General features: G+C 66.3%; 13 protein-coding genes. 8 read left to right on the top strand and 5 right to left on the bottom strand.

Annotated features, from left to right (window positions below; translation table 11 throughout):
* Positions 1-3: 3 nt before the first annotated feature.
* Positions 4-828 carry an ATP-binding cassette domain-containing protein gene (locus C1A30_RS07710; RefSeq protein WP_101947561.1) on the top strand — a complete coding sequence of 275 codons (825 nt, stop codon included), beginning with the start codon at positions 4-6 and terminating at the stop codon, positions 826-828.
* A gap of 210 nt (positions 829-1,038) precedes the next feature.
* On the opposite strand, the gene C1A30_RS07705 is transcribed toward C1A30_RS07710, so the two are convergent.
* The gene (locus C1A30_RS07705) at positions 1,039-2,424 is read right to left on the bottom strand and encodes a YncE family protein (protein WP_142392560.1); all 1,386 of its coding nucleotides are present in this window, start codon (positions 2,422-2,424) and stop codon (positions 1,039-1,041) included.
* Between the two features lie 194 nt (positions 2,425-2,618).
* Here C1A30_RS07705 and C1A30_RS07700 point away from each other — a divergent pair, with 194 nt between their 5' ends.
* The 7 genes from C1A30_RS07700 to C1A30_RS07675 all read left to right on the top strand — a co-directional run bounded on the left by C1A30_RS07700 (position 2,619) and on the right by C1A30_RS07675 (position 11,222).
* Complete coding sequence (locus tag C1A30_RS07700) at positions 2,619-5,261, top strand: LuxR family transcriptional regulator (protein WP_101947559.1); 2,643 nt, start codon at positions 2,619-2,621, stop codon at positions 5,259-5,261.
* A gap of 31 nt (positions 5,262-5,292) precedes the next feature.
* On the top strand, positions 5,293-6,372 hold the full coding sequence (locus C1A30_RS07695) for a hypothetical protein (RefSeq protein WP_101947558.1): 1,080 nt from the start codon (positions 5,293-5,295) through the stop codon (positions 6,370-6,372).
* On the top strand, positions 6,372-7,055 hold the full coding sequence (locus tag C1A30_RS35570; RefSeq protein ID WP_160112707.1) for a hypothetical protein: 684 nt from the start codon (positions 6,372-6,374) through the stop codon (positions 7,053-7,055). Before C1A30_RS07695 ends, C1A30_RS35570 begins: the two co-directional genes overlap by 1 nt.
* Complete coding sequence (locus C1A30_RS07690; protein WP_160112706.1) at positions 7,052-8,644, top strand: GMC oxidoreductase; 1,593 nt, start codon at positions 7,052-7,054, stop codon at positions 8,642-8,644. The genes C1A30_RS35570 and C1A30_RS07690 overlap by 4 nt, the downstream gene beginning before the upstream one ends.
* Positions 8,645-8,681: 37 nt before the next feature.
* Positions 8,682-9,173 (top strand): MarR family winged helix-turn-helix transcriptional regulator, encoded by a 492-nt coding sequence (locus C1A30_RS07685; protein WP_101947724.1) that lies wholly within the window; start codon positions 8,682-8,684, stop codon positions 9,171-9,173.
* A gap of 116 nt (positions 9,174-9,289) precedes the next feature.
* Positions 9,290-10,234, top strand: a complete 945-nt coding sequence (locus C1A30_RS07680) for an NADP-dependent oxidoreductase (protein WP_101947556.1) — start codon at positions 9,290-9,292, stop codon at positions 10,232-10,234.
* A 31-nt stretch (positions 10,235-10,265) separates the two neighbouring features.
* Positions 10,266-11,222 (top strand): NmrA family NAD(P)-binding protein, encoded by a 957-nt coding sequence (locus tag C1A30_RS07675; protein WP_101947723.1) that lies wholly within the window; start codon positions 10,266-10,268, stop codon positions 11,220-11,222.
* On the opposite strand, the gene C1A30_RS07670 is transcribed toward C1A30_RS07675, so the two are convergent.
* Genes C1A30_RS07670 through C1A30_RS07655 form a run of 4 tightly spaced genes read right to left on the bottom strand, consistent with a single transcriptional unit; the run spans position 11,219 to position 15,223 of the window.
* Complete coding sequence (locus tag C1A30_RS07670) at positions 11,219-12,181, bottom strand: Gfo/Idh/MocA family protein (protein WP_101947555.1); 963 nt, start codon at positions 12,179-12,181, stop codon at positions 11,219-11,221. The genes C1A30_RS07675 and C1A30_RS07670 overlap by 4 nt on opposite strands.
* The gene (locus tag C1A30_RS07665; RefSeq protein WP_101947554.1) at positions 12,178-13,059 is read right to left on the bottom strand and encodes a sugar phosphate isomerase/epimerase; all 882 of its coding nucleotides are present in this window, start codon (positions 13,057-13,059) and stop codon (positions 12,178-12,180) included. The genes C1A30_RS07670 and C1A30_RS07665 overlap by 4 nt, the downstream gene beginning before the upstream one ends.
* Positions 13,056-14,063, bottom strand: a complete 1,008-nt coding sequence (locus tag C1A30_RS07660; protein ID WP_101947553.1) for a Gfo/Idh/MocA family oxidoreductase — start codon at positions 14,061-14,063, stop codon at positions 13,056-13,058. Before C1A30_RS07660 ends, C1A30_RS07665 begins: the two co-directional genes overlap by 4 nt.
* On the bottom strand, positions 14,060-15,223 hold the full coding sequence (locus C1A30_RS07655; RefSeq protein WP_101947552.1) for a phytanoyl-CoA dioxygenase family protein: 1,164 nt from the start codon (positions 15,221-15,223) through the stop codon (positions 14,060-14,062). The genes C1A30_RS07660 and C1A30_RS07655 overlap by 4 nt, the downstream gene beginning before the upstream one ends.
* Between the last annotated feature and the right edge of the window lie 88 nt (positions 15,224-15,311).

Below are 15,311 nucleotides of genomic sequence, written 5' to 3'. Positions count from 1 at the left end.
CCGATGACCGCAACAGTGGACAAACCCGTGCACGACGCCCCTTCCGGTGGCAAGGTGCCGCTGGTCGAGCTGAAGAACGTCGGCAAGACCTACGGCAATATCACTGCGCTGAAAGACATTTCGCTTCGTGTACACGCCGGTGAAGTGACCGGCATCCTCGGCGACAACGGCGCAGGCAAGTCGACCCTGATCAAGATCATCGCCGGGTATCACCCACAGACCGAGGGTGAGCTGTTGGTCGACGGCGAGCCGACCACGTTCAACTCGCCGAAGGACTCACTGGCCAAAGGCATCGCGACGGTGTACCAGAACCTCGCCGTCGTGCCGCTGATGCCGGTGTGGCGCAACTTCTTCCTCGGTCAGGAGATCCGCAAGAAGCGCTTCCCGTGGTCACTCGATTCCAACGCGATGCGGGCCACCACCCTGAGCGAGCTGTCGAAAATGGGCATCGATCTGCCCGACGTCGACGTGCCGATCGGTTCCTTGTCTGGTGGTCAGCGCCAGTGCGTGGCGATCGCCCGCGCAGTGTTCTTCGGCGCGCGGGTGTTGATCCTCGACGAGCCGACCGCAGCGCTGGGCGTCAAACAGTCCGGTGTGGTGCTGAAGTACATCACCGCCGCGAAGGAGGCGGGTTTCGGTGTGGTGTTCATCACGCACAACCCGCACCATGCGCACATGGTCGGTGACCACTTCGTGCTGCTCAACCGGGGTCGGCAGAAGCTCGACTGCACGTATGACGAGATCAGCCTGGAACACCTGACGCAGGAGATGGCCGGCGGCGACGAGTTGGAGGCGTTGTCGCACGAATTGCGGGGTAAAAGCGCCTGATCCGGGACAATCGTTATGCGATTGTTCACCTCGGCGGCAGCATGGCGGCACGGCCCGCACCTACCGGACACGGCACAATGGGGACGTGCACACAGAACCTGGATCGAAGGCGCACACGCCGGCCTGGCGTGACCCGCTGTCGGCGGGTTTCCGCGCGCACCGTCACCTGCTGTTGTTACGTCTGCGCTGGCATGAACGGCGCGCCGCGGGCTACAGGGGAATCACGGTCAGGCCGGAGTCGCCGCCCACGTAGACGGCGTTGCGCGTCGGATTGACGACGACCGCCCGCGGCTGATCGGTTGATTTCCCCAGCGGCACCGTGCTGAGCAGCGATCCGGATGCGATGTCGATGACCGAGGCGATCCCGTACTCGTTGACCACCACCAACCGGTCACCGGACGGGCTGATCGTGATGAATTGTGGGCTGGCGCCGCGGTATTCGTCGACACCGACGTCGGGCAGCGGGATGTCGTGGACGACCTCGTTGCGTGCGGTGTCGATCACCGATATCCAGCCGACCTCGGTCGCCTCGTCGGAGGACAACCGCACCCCCTGGTTGGCGACATACAGACATCGACCGTCGGAACTGAGTACTGCGGCGGTGGGAATGCTGCGGAGCTGCCGATCCGCCGATGCTTCAATCTTGATGCGCGCCACCACATTCAACTTCGATGTGTCGACCACTTCCAACTGGCCGTCGAGATCGTCGACGTCGAGGTACAACCGGCCGCCGCCGCCGGCCAGGATCGGTTGGCGTATGAATGCGGGGGCGTCGTTGAGCCCGAACGATCCGAGTTCGGTGCCCGTATCGGCCTCCAGGATCACCACGCCAGCGGTGACGTTGTTGTGCCCGAGTCGATCACCCGCGCACACGTACACCCGCTCGTCTTCGGTGAACATCGCGATGGACTCGCCGCCGGAGACCGCCCCGACCAACACGCGGGCTTCGGGATCGAGGATCAGCACTGCGGGGTCGGTCATCAGCGCATAGAGCCGTGAGCCGGTGGGGGAAAGGGTGATCGACGTCGGTGTGCCGTAGCCGACGGGCAGCGAACCCTCCAGGCGCAGCGAATCCACCACCCGGTTTCGGGTAGCGCTGCCTTCGGCGATGTCGACGACGCGGATGGCCGCGGCGTTGCGGTCAGCGACGTAGAGCCGCGACGAATCGGCGGTGACCGCGAGGCCGCTCGGGTCGACGTCGGAAAGGTCGTCGAACGTGTGCACCACGGTGTTGGTCTGGGTGTCGACGACATGGACGGTGCCGCCGCGGGCGTCGCGTGAGGCCGCGACGTAGGCGTACCGCCCGTCGGCCGACAGCGCGATGTCACGCACGGGCCCCATCCCGGCCACCTCGGAAACCGTCGTCACCGGGCGGACGGGCGCCGACCGCCTCCTGCGGGTACTCGCCGACGGCCTGCGCCCGAGCACCCCGAGAACTGCCGAGAACGGGTTGAGCCAGCCTCCCGACTCGGGCACCGCCATGTCCTCGGTCCCGCGCCTGACTGCTGTGACGGTTGGATGCGCTGACATCGCGACCGCTAATCCTCCGGCCAGCGCAAGTGCCGCCGCGCGCCCGTTGAAAATCGATGCGCCCAACCGTTCATCTCCTGTCCCTTCTCGGCAGTCCGCAGAGTTTGCTCCGCTACCGCAGAGTAGGGAGGCGCGGGGGCCCGAATCACGAGTAGTGCACTACCTGTTTCGTGGCGTCGCAGGTCAGCGTCCTGGACGACGTTCGCCACAGTTTGCTCGTATGCGAGGAGAAAACGCGTTCTGCGACATAGGATCCGCAAATGGCCATCGAATGGCGCACGGTTCCGCGCGGGCAATCGCTGGGCCTTTTGGAGTCGACGCTGAAAAGCAAGAACCGGCTGGGCGCGGTGTTAGCCGGCTCGGCGGGAGTCGGCAAAACGGTGCTCGCGCGACATGCCGTTGAACGCTTTGCTCAGCGGCACGGTGGTGTCTCCGTGCAATGGCTGGCGGGCACGGCATCGGCCCGCCAGATCCCGTTCGGCGCGTTCAGCCATCTGGTCGACGTCGCAGGCGTCGGCGACTCCCCGACGCTGTTGCGTTCGGCGCGGGCGTCGCTGCTGAAACGCGGCGGACAGGGGCTCCTGCTCGCCATCGACGACGCCCACCACCTGGACAATCTCTCGGCGACCCTGGTGCATCAGTTGGCGCTGACCGGGTCGGCGCGGTTCGTCATCACGGTCAGGGCAGGCGAGCAGGCCCCGGACGCGATCACGTCGTTGTGGAAAGACCGACTGCTGGACCGGCTGGACATCGAACCCTTTGATCCTGCACAGACGAAGAGTTTGCTGGAGGCGGTTCTCGGTGGCCCGATGGAAACGTCGAGTGCCGACGAGGTATTCGCGGCGAGCCAGGGAAATCCGCTGTATTTGCGGCATCTGACGGAAAGCGCGATTGGCTCGGGCGCATTGCGTCAAGTCGACGGCGTTTGGCAATTGCGCGGCCATATCGGGCTGTCGGCGGAACTGTCGGCATTGATCGGCAGGCATCTGGAGGCGCTGCCGCCGTCGGTGATGTCGGTGCTGCACTACCTCGCCGTCGAGGAGCCGCTCAGCCTGCGGGATCTGACCGAGCTCGCGGGCCGGGAGGCCTTGGAAGAAGCCGAGGACGGGCGGCTCATCGAGGTGGTCAAGCGCGGCGACGACCTCGTCGTGCATTCCGCGCACCCGCTGTACGCCGAGCAGGTCCGGGCGTCACTCGGCCAGATCGCGACCAGGCGGCTGCGCACCCAACTGGTCGCGCAGTTGTCGGCACAGCCGATCGAACACGTCAGCGCCCGGCTGCGGCTGGCGGCGTTGGCGATCGACAGCGACACCCCGCCGCCGGTCGACGACGTCGTCACCTCGTCCTGGGAAGCGATGCGGCTCGGCGACCTGCTGCTCGGTGAGCGGCTGGCCCAGAGCGCGCTGGACCGTTCGGGCAAGCTGACCGCGCGGCTGCCGCTGGCCCACGCACTGTCCTGGCTGGGCCGGGGGCCGGATGCCGACGTCGTGCTGGCGCCGGTCGATCCGGACAGTCTGTCGGAGTGGGACCTGACGGCGTGGACGCTGCCGAAGGCAGCCAACCAGTTCTGGATGCTCGATCAGCCGGAGGCGGCCACCGATTTCTTGTACGCGATGCGCGACCGCATCTCCGAGCCGGCCGCGATCGCGGTGATCGACGCTTTGGTGGCCACCTTCGCGATGAACTCCGGGGACCCGCGCCGGGCCATGCAGATCGCTGCCGAGGTGCTGGATTCGCCTGCCGCCCAAGATCTCGCGGTCGCGTGGGCGGCGGCGACCGCCGCGTTGTCGAGTGCGCGGCTGGGCCGATTCGACGACGTGGGCCCGCTGTCCGACCGGGGACTGGCGGCGACGCACCCGGGTCTGCTTCGGTTCACCATAGGGCTCGGTGAGATCACCACGCTGCTGATGACCAAGAGCGTCCCGCACGCGCAGCGGCTGGCGCGGCACTTCATGGAGTTCTCCGAGTTGCAGCAGCCGGGCCGTGCGATCGGTGAGATCCTGTTGGCCCGCACGCTGATCGCGGCAGGGGATTTCGACGTCGCATCCTCGCTGCTGCGGCAGTCCGCGGCGGCGTTGTCGGAGACCGGCTACTCCTGGGGGCCGCTGGCGCTGATGTATCTGGCGCAGGCCCTCGGCCAACAGGGTGACGCCGCGGGGTCGGCAGAAGTGTTGGCGCGCGCCGAATCTCGACACAGCTTGAGGTCCGAGCTGTACGCCCCTGAGCTGGCTCTCGGCCGCGCCTGGACGCTGGCGGCGGGCCGCAACCTGACCGGTGCGATCAGCGCGGCCCGCGACGCTGCCCGCATCGCCGAACGGTCCGGCCAGCTTGCCGTCGCGTTGCAGGCGTTGCACGACGCTGTCCGTCTCGGTGACGCCACCGCCGCCGATGCCATCTCACGGGTGACCGCGGGGCTGGATTGCGTCGCGGGCAGGGCAGCATTGGCACACGGCCGCGCGCTGGCCGCCGCCGACGCCGACGGATTGAACGCCGTCGCAGACGAACTCGTTGAGTTGGGCATGAGATGCGCGGCCGCCGACGCCTGCGCGCAGGCAGCCAAGGTGTTCGCCGCGCGCCACGAACGCAAGGGCGAAGTCGAGGCGGCGGCGCGGGCCGCCGAACTCGCAAACGGTGCTTCGACTCCCGCGCTCGATCAGGTGCTCAACCCGTTGCCGCTGACCGGCAGGGAACTCGAGATCGCGATCATGGTGTCCGAAGGGATGACGAACAAGGCGATCGCCGAGCGGCTGTCGGTGTCGGTGCGCACGGTCGAGGGCCACATCTACCGCTCGTGCATCAAGCTCGACGTCGCCGACCGCACACTGCTGGCCGAAGTCGTCGCGTCGGCAAAGACGAGTACCGGACTACGCAAGACATCCCCGCGGTCGCCGAGCACGCTGTAGCTCGGTAGTACCGCGACGCGCAGGAGGTCACATGGCTGTTGCAGCGCCCCCTTCGACCAATGGGCAGGTCAGGGCGGTCACCGATCCGAACGAGCCGATCCCCCGGGACCGCTTCGAGACCATCGAGTTTCCGGCAAGGGACGGTTTCACGCTGAATTTCAAGCGGCTGCGCGGTGACGGCGAGCCGCTGCTGATGGTCGCGGGCACCGGCACGCGCGCCAATCTGTGGAACCCGCCGACGAACAACCTGCTCAAGCAGCTCACCGCGCGCCGATACGACCTGTGGATGCTCAACTGGCGCTCCAGCATCGACCTGCCCGCGATCAACTACACCCTCGACGACGCCGCTGTGCTCGACATGCCGAGGGCGGTCGAGGAGGTCCGCAGGCAGACCGGCGCCGACAAGATCAAGGCCTTGATCCACTGCCAGGGGTCGTGCGCGTTCATGATGGCGATCACCGCAGGCCTGCTCCCCGACGTGTCGTTGGTGATCTCGAACTCGTCGGCGCTGCACCCGGTGATGCCGTGGCAGGCGCGCCTGAAACTGCCGCTGGCCGTTGCGTTTCTGAACGCCGAGAAGGTCTCCGGCATCAACCCGCAGTGGGGCCTGCACGCACCGCGACTGCTGCCCAAGATCCTCAGCTGGTACGTCAAGGCGACCCATGACGAATGTGACAACGCGGTGTGCAACCACACCAGCTTCATGTACGGGTACGGCCACCCGACCCTGTGGCGGCACGAGAACCTCAACGACGCCACCCACGAGTGGATCAAGGGTGAATTCGGCCAGGTGCCGATGTCGTACTACGGGCACATCGCGGACTCGTCCGCAGCGGGGGAGATGGTATCGACGGGTAAGTACCGCGAACTGCCTCCGCTGTTCACCGCCGACGCGCCGCAGACCGACGCCCGATTCGTGTTCATGACCGGCGACAGGAACCAGACCTTCCTGCCGGTCGGCATGGGTCGCACGTTCGAATACTTCGACCGGCACCAACCTGGCAGGCACACGTTGCAGAAGTTCGCCGATTACGGGCATCTCGACGTTTTCCTCGGCCAGTACGCCGATCGCGACGTGTTCCCATTCATCCTCGACGAATTGAGCAAGTGATGGTGCTGGAAGCGAATCCTGTTCAGCCGCAGGCGCCCATGCCGACGGTCGCCGAGGTGCGAAGCAAGCTGCGGGTGGCCCGGCCGGGACTGCGGTTCAGGGAAGTGATGACCGGCATGATCACCATGGGGATCGCCGACCCGGTCAAGGGCTACCAGAACGACGCCGCAATCGCGATGGAATTGCACGCTACCGTCACGCTGCCGAACCTGCCCGCGTTCATCTCCGATCCCAACCACAAGGGGGAATGGCACGCGGCGGGGTCGATCCCGGTGCTGGGCGGCGACTTGATCGGCATCGGGGACGGTGACTTCGGTCTGTTCCGGCGCGCCATCCGCAACGGCAAAGGTGTGCGCGAAATGGTGTACGACACCACGTTTTCCATCGACGGTCGGCAGTACCGGATGCGCGGCCGCAAGTACATAGAACCGTCGCCGCCGTGGCGGGTGTGGCCGGCCACCACGACTCTTCATGTGCAACTGTTCCCGATGAGCGGCGGCACCGGCGAACCCATCGCGGCGGGACTGTTGCGGATCACGTTGTGGGGATTCGTGCGGCAGCTGCTGACGATGAAGGTGATGGGCAACTTCTGGTGGATCGACAGGTGCGCCCACAAGTTGTCCTTCTACCGGTTCTTCGTCAAATCGCTGGTGAACACCTACACCAAAGGCCGGCGGTGGTGAACACCGAGGAACGCGCCGACGTCGTCATCATCGGAAGCGGATTCGGTGGTGCTGTCGCGGCATGCCGACTGGCCGATCCGAAACGGAAAGTCGTTGTGCTGGAACGGGGTCGGGACTGGTCAAAACACGGCAAGACGCCGCAGGGACCCCGCGATTACATCTATTCGAGTCGGATGCCCGGCCTGTTCAACGGATGGTTGGACATCCGCTTTCTCGATCAGATGGTGGTGGCTGCAGGCGCAGGGGTCGGCGGCGGCTCACTGATCTACGCGAATGTGTGTATCGAGGCGCGCGACGAAGTTTTCGACACCGGCTGGCCGTCGCAGATCACCGCCGAGAAGATGCGGCACTATTACGGCCTTGTCAACGATGTGCTTGAGCCGCAAGTGATTCCGTCTGGCCAACACAACCCGCGGATGACTCGGCTCCAAGCGGCGGCGATGGCGCTCGGTGTGCCGGAGAAGTACCAGCCGCTGCCGCTGGCGGTGGCGTTCGACGAACACGCGGCCGACCGGAACGGTGAGCCGTGGCGCGATCCCCAGAACTACGCACCCGATACGTGTGTGCATTGCGGGGAATGTGTCATCGGCTGCGTGAACGGCGCTAAGAAGACGCTCGACAGGAACTACCTGAAGATGGCGACGGACAACGGTAACGACACCGAGATCCGCCCGCTGTCGCTCGTGACCCATATCGAGGGCGGGCCACATGGCGGGTGGCGCGTGCACTACCTCGACTTCAACGAGCGGATGGGCCGCCGAAAACGCCACATCGACGGAAACACCGTGATTCTGGCGGCGGGGTCGATCGGATCGACCGAGATCCTGCTGCGGTCACGGGACGGCTTCCGCACGTTGAAGAATCTGCCGAAGTCGTTGGGTCGGGGCTGGAGTCCGAATGGGGACTTCCTGACGCTGGCGCGCTACAAGAAGGGCGAAGACCGGCCCTGGCTAGAGCCCACCAAAGGTCCGACGATCGGCGGGGCAATCGACTTCCTCGGCGGCGTCGATCTGCCCGACGACAACATGATCGGGGTCGACGGCCGGATCTTCATCGAGGACGGCGGGCTGCCGAACATCGGTGCACACGTGTTGAAAGCGTGGCGGAACGGCCGCGGGCCGAAGAAGTGGGCGTACCGAAAAGCCGGTGAGCTCACCGACTTTCGCAGCATGATTCCGTGGTTCGGTCAGTCGATCGACGCCGCGGACGGCGAGTTCTCGCTGCGCAGTCCACTGAGGTTCTGGCGGGCACGGACGCGGCTGAATTGGAATCCGCAATGCTCGGTCGGTGCGCTGGATGCGTTCAAAGACGTCCATGTGGCGATGACGTATGCGACTGGCGGGCAGCCGATTCCGCTGGCAACCTGGAGCCGTTTGCGGACCCTGGTCACGCCGCATCCATTGGGCGGCTGCAATATGGCCGCGGCGCGGGGCGCCGGGGTCACGAAGCACGACGGCGAGGTGTTCGACCACCCAAACCTGTTCGTGATGGACGGCGCGGTGATACCACGGGCCATCGGCCGCAACCCGTCCAAGACCATCGCCGCGGTCGCCGAACGCAGTTGCGAGAAGCTTCTCGAACGGCTCTAGCCAGGCGCTTCGAGGTCGAAGCACTATGCTGGTCGGCATGGCTGAGGCGCTCAATCCCACTCAGTTGCGAACGTATTTCGCGTTGATGGAGGCGGTCAGTCTGCTTCAGCACGCGGTGCGCCAGCAGTTGCAGGACGAAGGTGGCTTGAGCTACGTGCAATTCGAGATCCTGGCCAAGCTGGCGGACGCGGATCAACCGCTGACCATGACCGACCTCGCCGACGGTGTGGTGTACAGCCGCTCCGGTTTGACCCATCAGGCGGGACTGCTGGAGGCGCAGGGCCTCATCACACGCTCGGCGTCCCCCGTGGACCAGCGTGCGACGGTCGTCGAGATCACCGAGCAGGGTCGCGACCGCGTCGCCGCGGTGTTGCCCGGCCACATCCAGGTCGTGCGCGAACTGCTCCTCGACTCGCTGACCGAGAAAGACGTGCGTGCTCTCGGCGACATGATGACCAAGGCTCGCGACCACATGCGGCGTCGTCCGCCACGGTCGGCCGCCCCGCGCAAGCGCCGCGCCGGCGTCTGACCCTGCATCCATATATGTGACGGCGGTCACCTGCGACCGGGAATTGCTTCGAGATCGAAGCAGTTGCAGGAGAGGTAACTGCTTCATCTTCGAAGCAATCGACCAAGGGAGAAATCATGAAGGCGCTCCGATACCACCGCTTCGGCGACAGCGACGTACTCGTGTACGAGGATGTCCCGCGACCGGTTCCAGGTCACGGGCAGGTAGTCATCGAGGTGGCCGCCACCTCGTTCAACCCGGTCGACGCCGGCATTCGGGGCGGCTATCTGGCGCAGGTGTACACGATCAACTTCCCGCACATTCCCGGTGTGGACGTGGCCGGCACCGTCGCCGAGATCGGTGAGGGCGTGCAGGGCTGGAACGTCGGCGACGCCGTCGTCGCGTTTCTTCCCCTCGACGCCGATGGCGCCGCTGCGGAATACGCGATTGCCCCAGCCGAATCGCTGGCCGCCGCGCCGAGGTCGGTGGACCTCGCCGACGCTGCCGCCCTTCCCGTAGCTGGGTTGACTGCGTGGCAGGCCCTTTTCGATATCGCCGGCCTCAGAGGTGGCCAATCGGTCTTCATCAACGGTGCCTCGGGTGCAGTGGGTGGTTACGCCATTCAGTTGGCCAAACAGGTCGGCGCCGTCGTCACCGCGACAGCGAAGGAACGCGACGCCGCCCGACTGCGCGACTACGGCGCCGACCACATCGTGGACTACATCGACTACACGCAATCCCCGATCACCGTCGAGGGAGCCCCTTTTGACGTCGTACTCAACTTGGTTCCCACCACCGACGCGCAGACCGAAGCGTTGATCGGCGTCGTCGCCGACGGCGGCTTCCACGTCGGCACCATGGTCGCCGGGCCGAACAACCCGGAGCGCAACGTCCGCACGCAGCGGGTCTTCGTGCGCAGCGACGCCGACCAACTCGCCGGGCTGGTGCGCCGCGTTGACGACGGGACGCTACGCATCGAGGTCAACAATCATCGCCCGCTCGCCGAAGGCGCAGCGGTGCACCAGGATTCCGACGCCGGGCGTCTGCACGGCAAGACGGTTCTCCTGCCGACCGACCGCTAGAGACAAAAATTCGAAACGAATGGAGAAGATCATGTCCGATGGAAAGCTGATCGCCGTCGTCGGCGGTACCGGTTCGCAGGGCGGCGGCCTGGTCCGGGCGATTCTCGACGACACCGCAAGGGAATTCCGGGTGCGAGTCCTCACCCGCAGTGCACAGTCCGCGACAGCGCGCGAACTTGCCGCCGCTGGTGCCGAGATCGTCGAAGCCGATCTCGAGGACGGGGCGAGCGTGGTCAGGGCGTTCGACGGCGCCGACGGCGCGTTCGTGGTCACCAATTACTGGGCCGAACGCACCGCGGAAGAAGAGGCCGAAGGAACAAGGGCCGCCATGGAACTCCGACAGGCCGACAACGCGGCGCTGGCGGCCAGGCAGGCCGGGGTCAGTCATGTCATCTGGTCGACGCTCGAAGACACTCGCGACGTCTTCGGTGACGACGACAGCGTGCCCACCGTCGAAGGGCGATACAAGGTTCCGCACTTCGACGCCAAGGCCGAGGCGGATGCACTGTTCCGCGACTATGACGTGCCGACAACCTTCCTGCGCACCACATTCTTCTTCGAAAGCTTCCTGCGCGGCGTAGGCCCGATGCGGGTCGATGATGGCTCGCTGGTACTCATGCTGCCGATGGCCGATCAGCCCCTCTCAGGGATCGCGGTCACCGACATCGGTAAAACCGCGCTCGGTATCTTCAAACGCGGGGCACCGTTCATCGGCAAGACCGTGAGCATTGCAGGCGATCATCTGACCGGCGATGAGTATGCGTCGGCGTTCAGCGAAGCCTTCGGTGAGGCTGTCAGCTACCGCCCGGTGAGCTGGGAAGCCTTTCGTGCGCAGGGATTTCCGGGAGCTGTCGAGATGGGCAACATGTTCCAGTACTACGCGCAGAACTCGGCACGCTTCGTTGGCGATAGGGATTTGGACGCGGTGCGCGAGCTCAATCCGGAACTGCAGTCGTTTCGCGAGTGGCTGGCGCGCAGTGATTTCTAGCGCGGTGACATGCCTGCCGCTCGATACGCCGCGTCGACGTACGCCATGTTCTCGACCGCGTCGGCGGTGTCGATCGGCAGCGGCGCGCCGTGCTCCACGTGGTTGGCGAACGCCTCGAGTTGATAGGTGTACGACGGACGGGTGCCCAGCCGCTCGACCGTCGTGCCCGCCGGGGTGTTGATCGTCAGCCGGTCGTCGTCGTGCGGTCGAATGAAGTTGTGCGCCAACACGTCGCCGCGCGTTCCGACGATGCGGAGCGTGAACGTATAGTCGTCGGCGACCATCGAGTTCGCGCTCAGCCCCGTCGCGCCGTCGGGGAACGCCAACTCGACGTCACACCATGCGTCAACCCCTGGGGTGCGCTGCTCGGCATGGGCGCGCACCACCGACGGATGCCCGAGTCGGCGCATGACGTGCATGCCGTAACAGCCGAGATCCATCAGCGCGCCGCCCGCCAATTCCAGCGACCAGCGCGGGTCGCCGTCGTCCGGTGCAGGCATCGCCATCCGTACCTCGACGTGCACCAACTCGCCGAGCGTGCCGTCGCCCACCAACTCCAGTGCGCGCCGGGTCACCGGATGAAACAGGTAGTGAAAACCCTCCATCACAGTCACTCCCGCGGCGTCGGCGGCCGCGGCGACCCGCCGCGCCTCCGCCCGGTCGCGCGCGAACGGCTTCTCGGTCAACCCCGTTTTACCCGCCGCGACCGCCGCCAGATTCCACGGTGCATGCAGCGAATTGGTCAGCGGGTTGTAGATGACGTCGACCTCGGGGTCGTTGACCACCGCGTCGTACGCCGGCAAAACCCGTTCCACACCATGCTTTTCGGCGAACATCTGCGCTCGGTGCGGATCGCGTGCCGCGACGGCGACCAGCCGGTGCCCCAACTCGTGCGCCGGGCCGACGATCGCCAGTTCGGCAATGCGCGACGCGCCGAGGACCCCGATCCGTATGCTCATACCGGGACGGTACGACAGACGTCGTTCAGGTACGCCACGCTGGTCCGCACGTCGCGCACCGGTCCCTCGTCGACGGGTTCCGCGTCGAGAATCGTGTCCTGTTCCATCACGAACCACCCGTCGAAGCCGTTGCTGCGCAACGACGTGACGATGCCCGCGATGTCGACGTCACCGTGGCCGAGCGGCGTGTACATCCCGCTGCGGACCGCTTCGGTGTAGGTGAGCTCACCGGCCTGAACGCGGGCGGCCAACGCGGCGTCGACGTCCTTGAGGTGCGCATGCGCGATGCGGCCGGGCACCTCGCGGGCGAGTTGCAGCGGGTCGGTGCCGCCGATCAGCAGGTGCCCGGTGTCCAGGCACAGCTTGATCTGCGAACCTGCCAACACGCGGTCGACGTCGCTTCGCGTCTCCACCATGGTCCCGACGTGCGGGTGCAGCACCGCGACAACACCCCTGTCGGCGGCTGCCGCCGCGAGCCGATCGAGATTGCCCAGCAGCGTTGCCCATTGGGTGTCGTCGAGCGTCGGGCGTGAGTCGTATCCGTCGGTGCCGGTGGCCGCCGCCAGCACCAGGACGTCGGCGTCGCAGGCCAGCAACGCGTCGAGGGGACCGGCGATGTCGAGCAGCGGATCGTGGGCCGCATCGTGCAGCAGGACGGGGACGAACACGCCGACACAGCTCAGCCCGTAGGACTTCAGCAGCGCCGTGAGCTCCGGCGGATCGGATGGCAGGAAGCCGTCCGGCCCCAGTTCTGTTGCGGTCAAACCCAGCTCACGCATCTCGGCGAGCACGCGCTGCGCGTCCAGCTGATGGCCCCAGCCCGGCACCTCGCACACACCCCAGGAAATCGGCGCCCCCGCGATCTTCACGTTGTTCACTTCGACCTCACATCCTCGATCCGGACCGGGACACCGCGCCGCAACGATTCCGTCGCGGCCTCCGCCAACCATGCGACCTCGACCGCGTCGGCCACCGTGCAGGCAGGCGCTGCGGTGCCGTTGACCACGTCGACGAACGCGCTCAGTTCGGCTCGGAATGCGTCGGTGAAGCGGTCCATGAAGAAGTGGTGCGCCGGGCCTGCCGGGAACTCGTTGTCCGGGTCCACATTTCGCACTGGCGCGCCCTGGTCCCATCCGGCGACGACGGTGTCATGAAATCCGTGTACCTCCAGGCGGCAGTCGTAGCCCCGGCCGTTGTACCGCGCCGCGGACACGAGTCCGATGGTGCCCTGGTCGAACTTGACCACCACAGCGGCGGTGTCGACGTCGCCGTACTCGGTGAACCGCGGGTCGCCCTGCACACTGCCGGTTGCGTACACCTCGACGGCCTGCTGTCCGGTGATCCACCGCAGCACATCGAAATCGTGTACGGCGCAGTCGCGGAAGATGCCGCCCGAGCCTGCGATGTACTCCATGGGCGGGGGAGCGGGATCCATCGTGGTGCTGCGGACGGTGTGCAACAGACCGAGTGAGCCGTCGTCGACCGCGCGCTTGGCCGCGGCGAACGCGGTGTCGAACCGCCGCTGATAACCCACCTGCACCGGCACCCCGGACTTGGCGATCACCTCGGCGACTCGCGCGCTCTCCGCGGCGGTCGCGGCGATTGGTTTCTCGCAGAAGGTGGGCAACCCGCGGTGGATGGCGGCCAGCGTCAGCTCGGCGTGCGCCGGCGTGGCCGCCGAAACAACCACGCCGTCGATGCCCGACGACAGCAGCTCCTCCACGGAATCTGCCGGTGTCGCACCGTGCTTCGCGGCGACAGCGGCGACCACGTCGGCCCGCTCGTCGGCCACCACGAGCCGGTCGACCCCGTCCAATCCGGAAAGCGTCTCGGTGTGGAACGCGCCGATGCGGCCCAACCCGATTACGCCGAGTGCGGTCATGGCTTTCTCCGATCGTCTTGGTCGCGCAGTGCGACGTCGAGTTGTGCTGGGGTGAGGTCGTCGGCCAACGCGGCCAGCACGGTGTCCACTTGACTTGGTGGTGCCAGGCTGCCGATCGGCTGATCGCTGTCGAGGTTCGTGGGGAACGCGTAGCCCTCGGCGGTCGCGACGACGGCGTTGAGCAGATCACGGTCGGGGCGTCCTGCCGCCTGCATCGCGCGCAGCGCCGGATAGATCGCCCGCACCATCGCGGTGCGGTCCAGCGCCTCCATCGCGCGACCGAACGGCGACGAGATCTGCAGCAGGTTGGCGATGCGTCGGATGCTGCTCGACACATTCGAGCCTGCACCGTGATACAGCGCGGGGTTGAAGAACACCGCGTCCCCCTTCGCGAGCGGTACCTGCACGTGGTGCTCGGCGAAAAACTCGATGAACTCGGGTCGGTTGAACGCGAGGTAGCCACCCGCGAAGCGCTGCGAGAACGGCAGCAGCATCGTCGGGCCACTTTCGACCGGCATGTCGCAATGGGCCACCGCGCCCTGCAACGTCAGCACCGGCGAGGTGCGGTGCACATGCGCGGGATAGGCGGCAAGGTGCTCGGCGGGGACGAAACCGAGATGGTAGTCGCGGTGTGGAACCTGTTGTACTCCACCGGGATTGACCACATTCACCTGCGAGGTCACCTGATACCGCGGGCCCAGCCAGGCCTGCGACACGAGAGCAAGCGCGTCGTTCGCGTAGTACTCGGCGAACACCTGCGGATCGTGCAGTGCCAGCTTCTCGGCGGCGTTCCAGATCCGGTCGTTCGCGCCGGGCTTGCCGAAATGGTCACCGGCCGCGGTGCCCGCAGCGCGTTGAACGTCGATGATCGCGAAGAACGCGTCGCTGGCCCGGTCGACGACATTGGCGTCGAACGCGCCCTCGAAGACCACCACGCCCGGGCCGTCGGTCAGCGCGTGGATGAGTTCCGACTGCAGCGCCCTGCGGTCGGCGGCGGCGACGGCGGCCGGCGAATAACACAGCACGTTGCTTCGGACGTCAGACGCAAGCGGGTAGTCGCGCGGCTCGACACTGCGCGACACCTGCACGCGAAACTCGTCGAGGCGCAGGTCAGCCTCGTCGATCCACGCGTTGTGTGTCGTGCGCACGGTGGCCGTCATGCCTCGATAGTCTTGCTGTGACCCCGACCCCGATCAACGCCAAAACTCCATCAAAAAACCATCACCGGCGCATGCTCTCGGGGGCCCC

This window comes from Mycobacterium sp. 3519A (assembly GCF_900240945.1).
GTDB lineage: Bacteria > Actinomycetota > Actinomycetes > Mycobacteriales > Mycobacteriaceae > Mycobacterium.
Note: the sequence above shows the minus strand (reverse complement) of the source record. Positions and strands in the feature narration are given on the sequence as shown.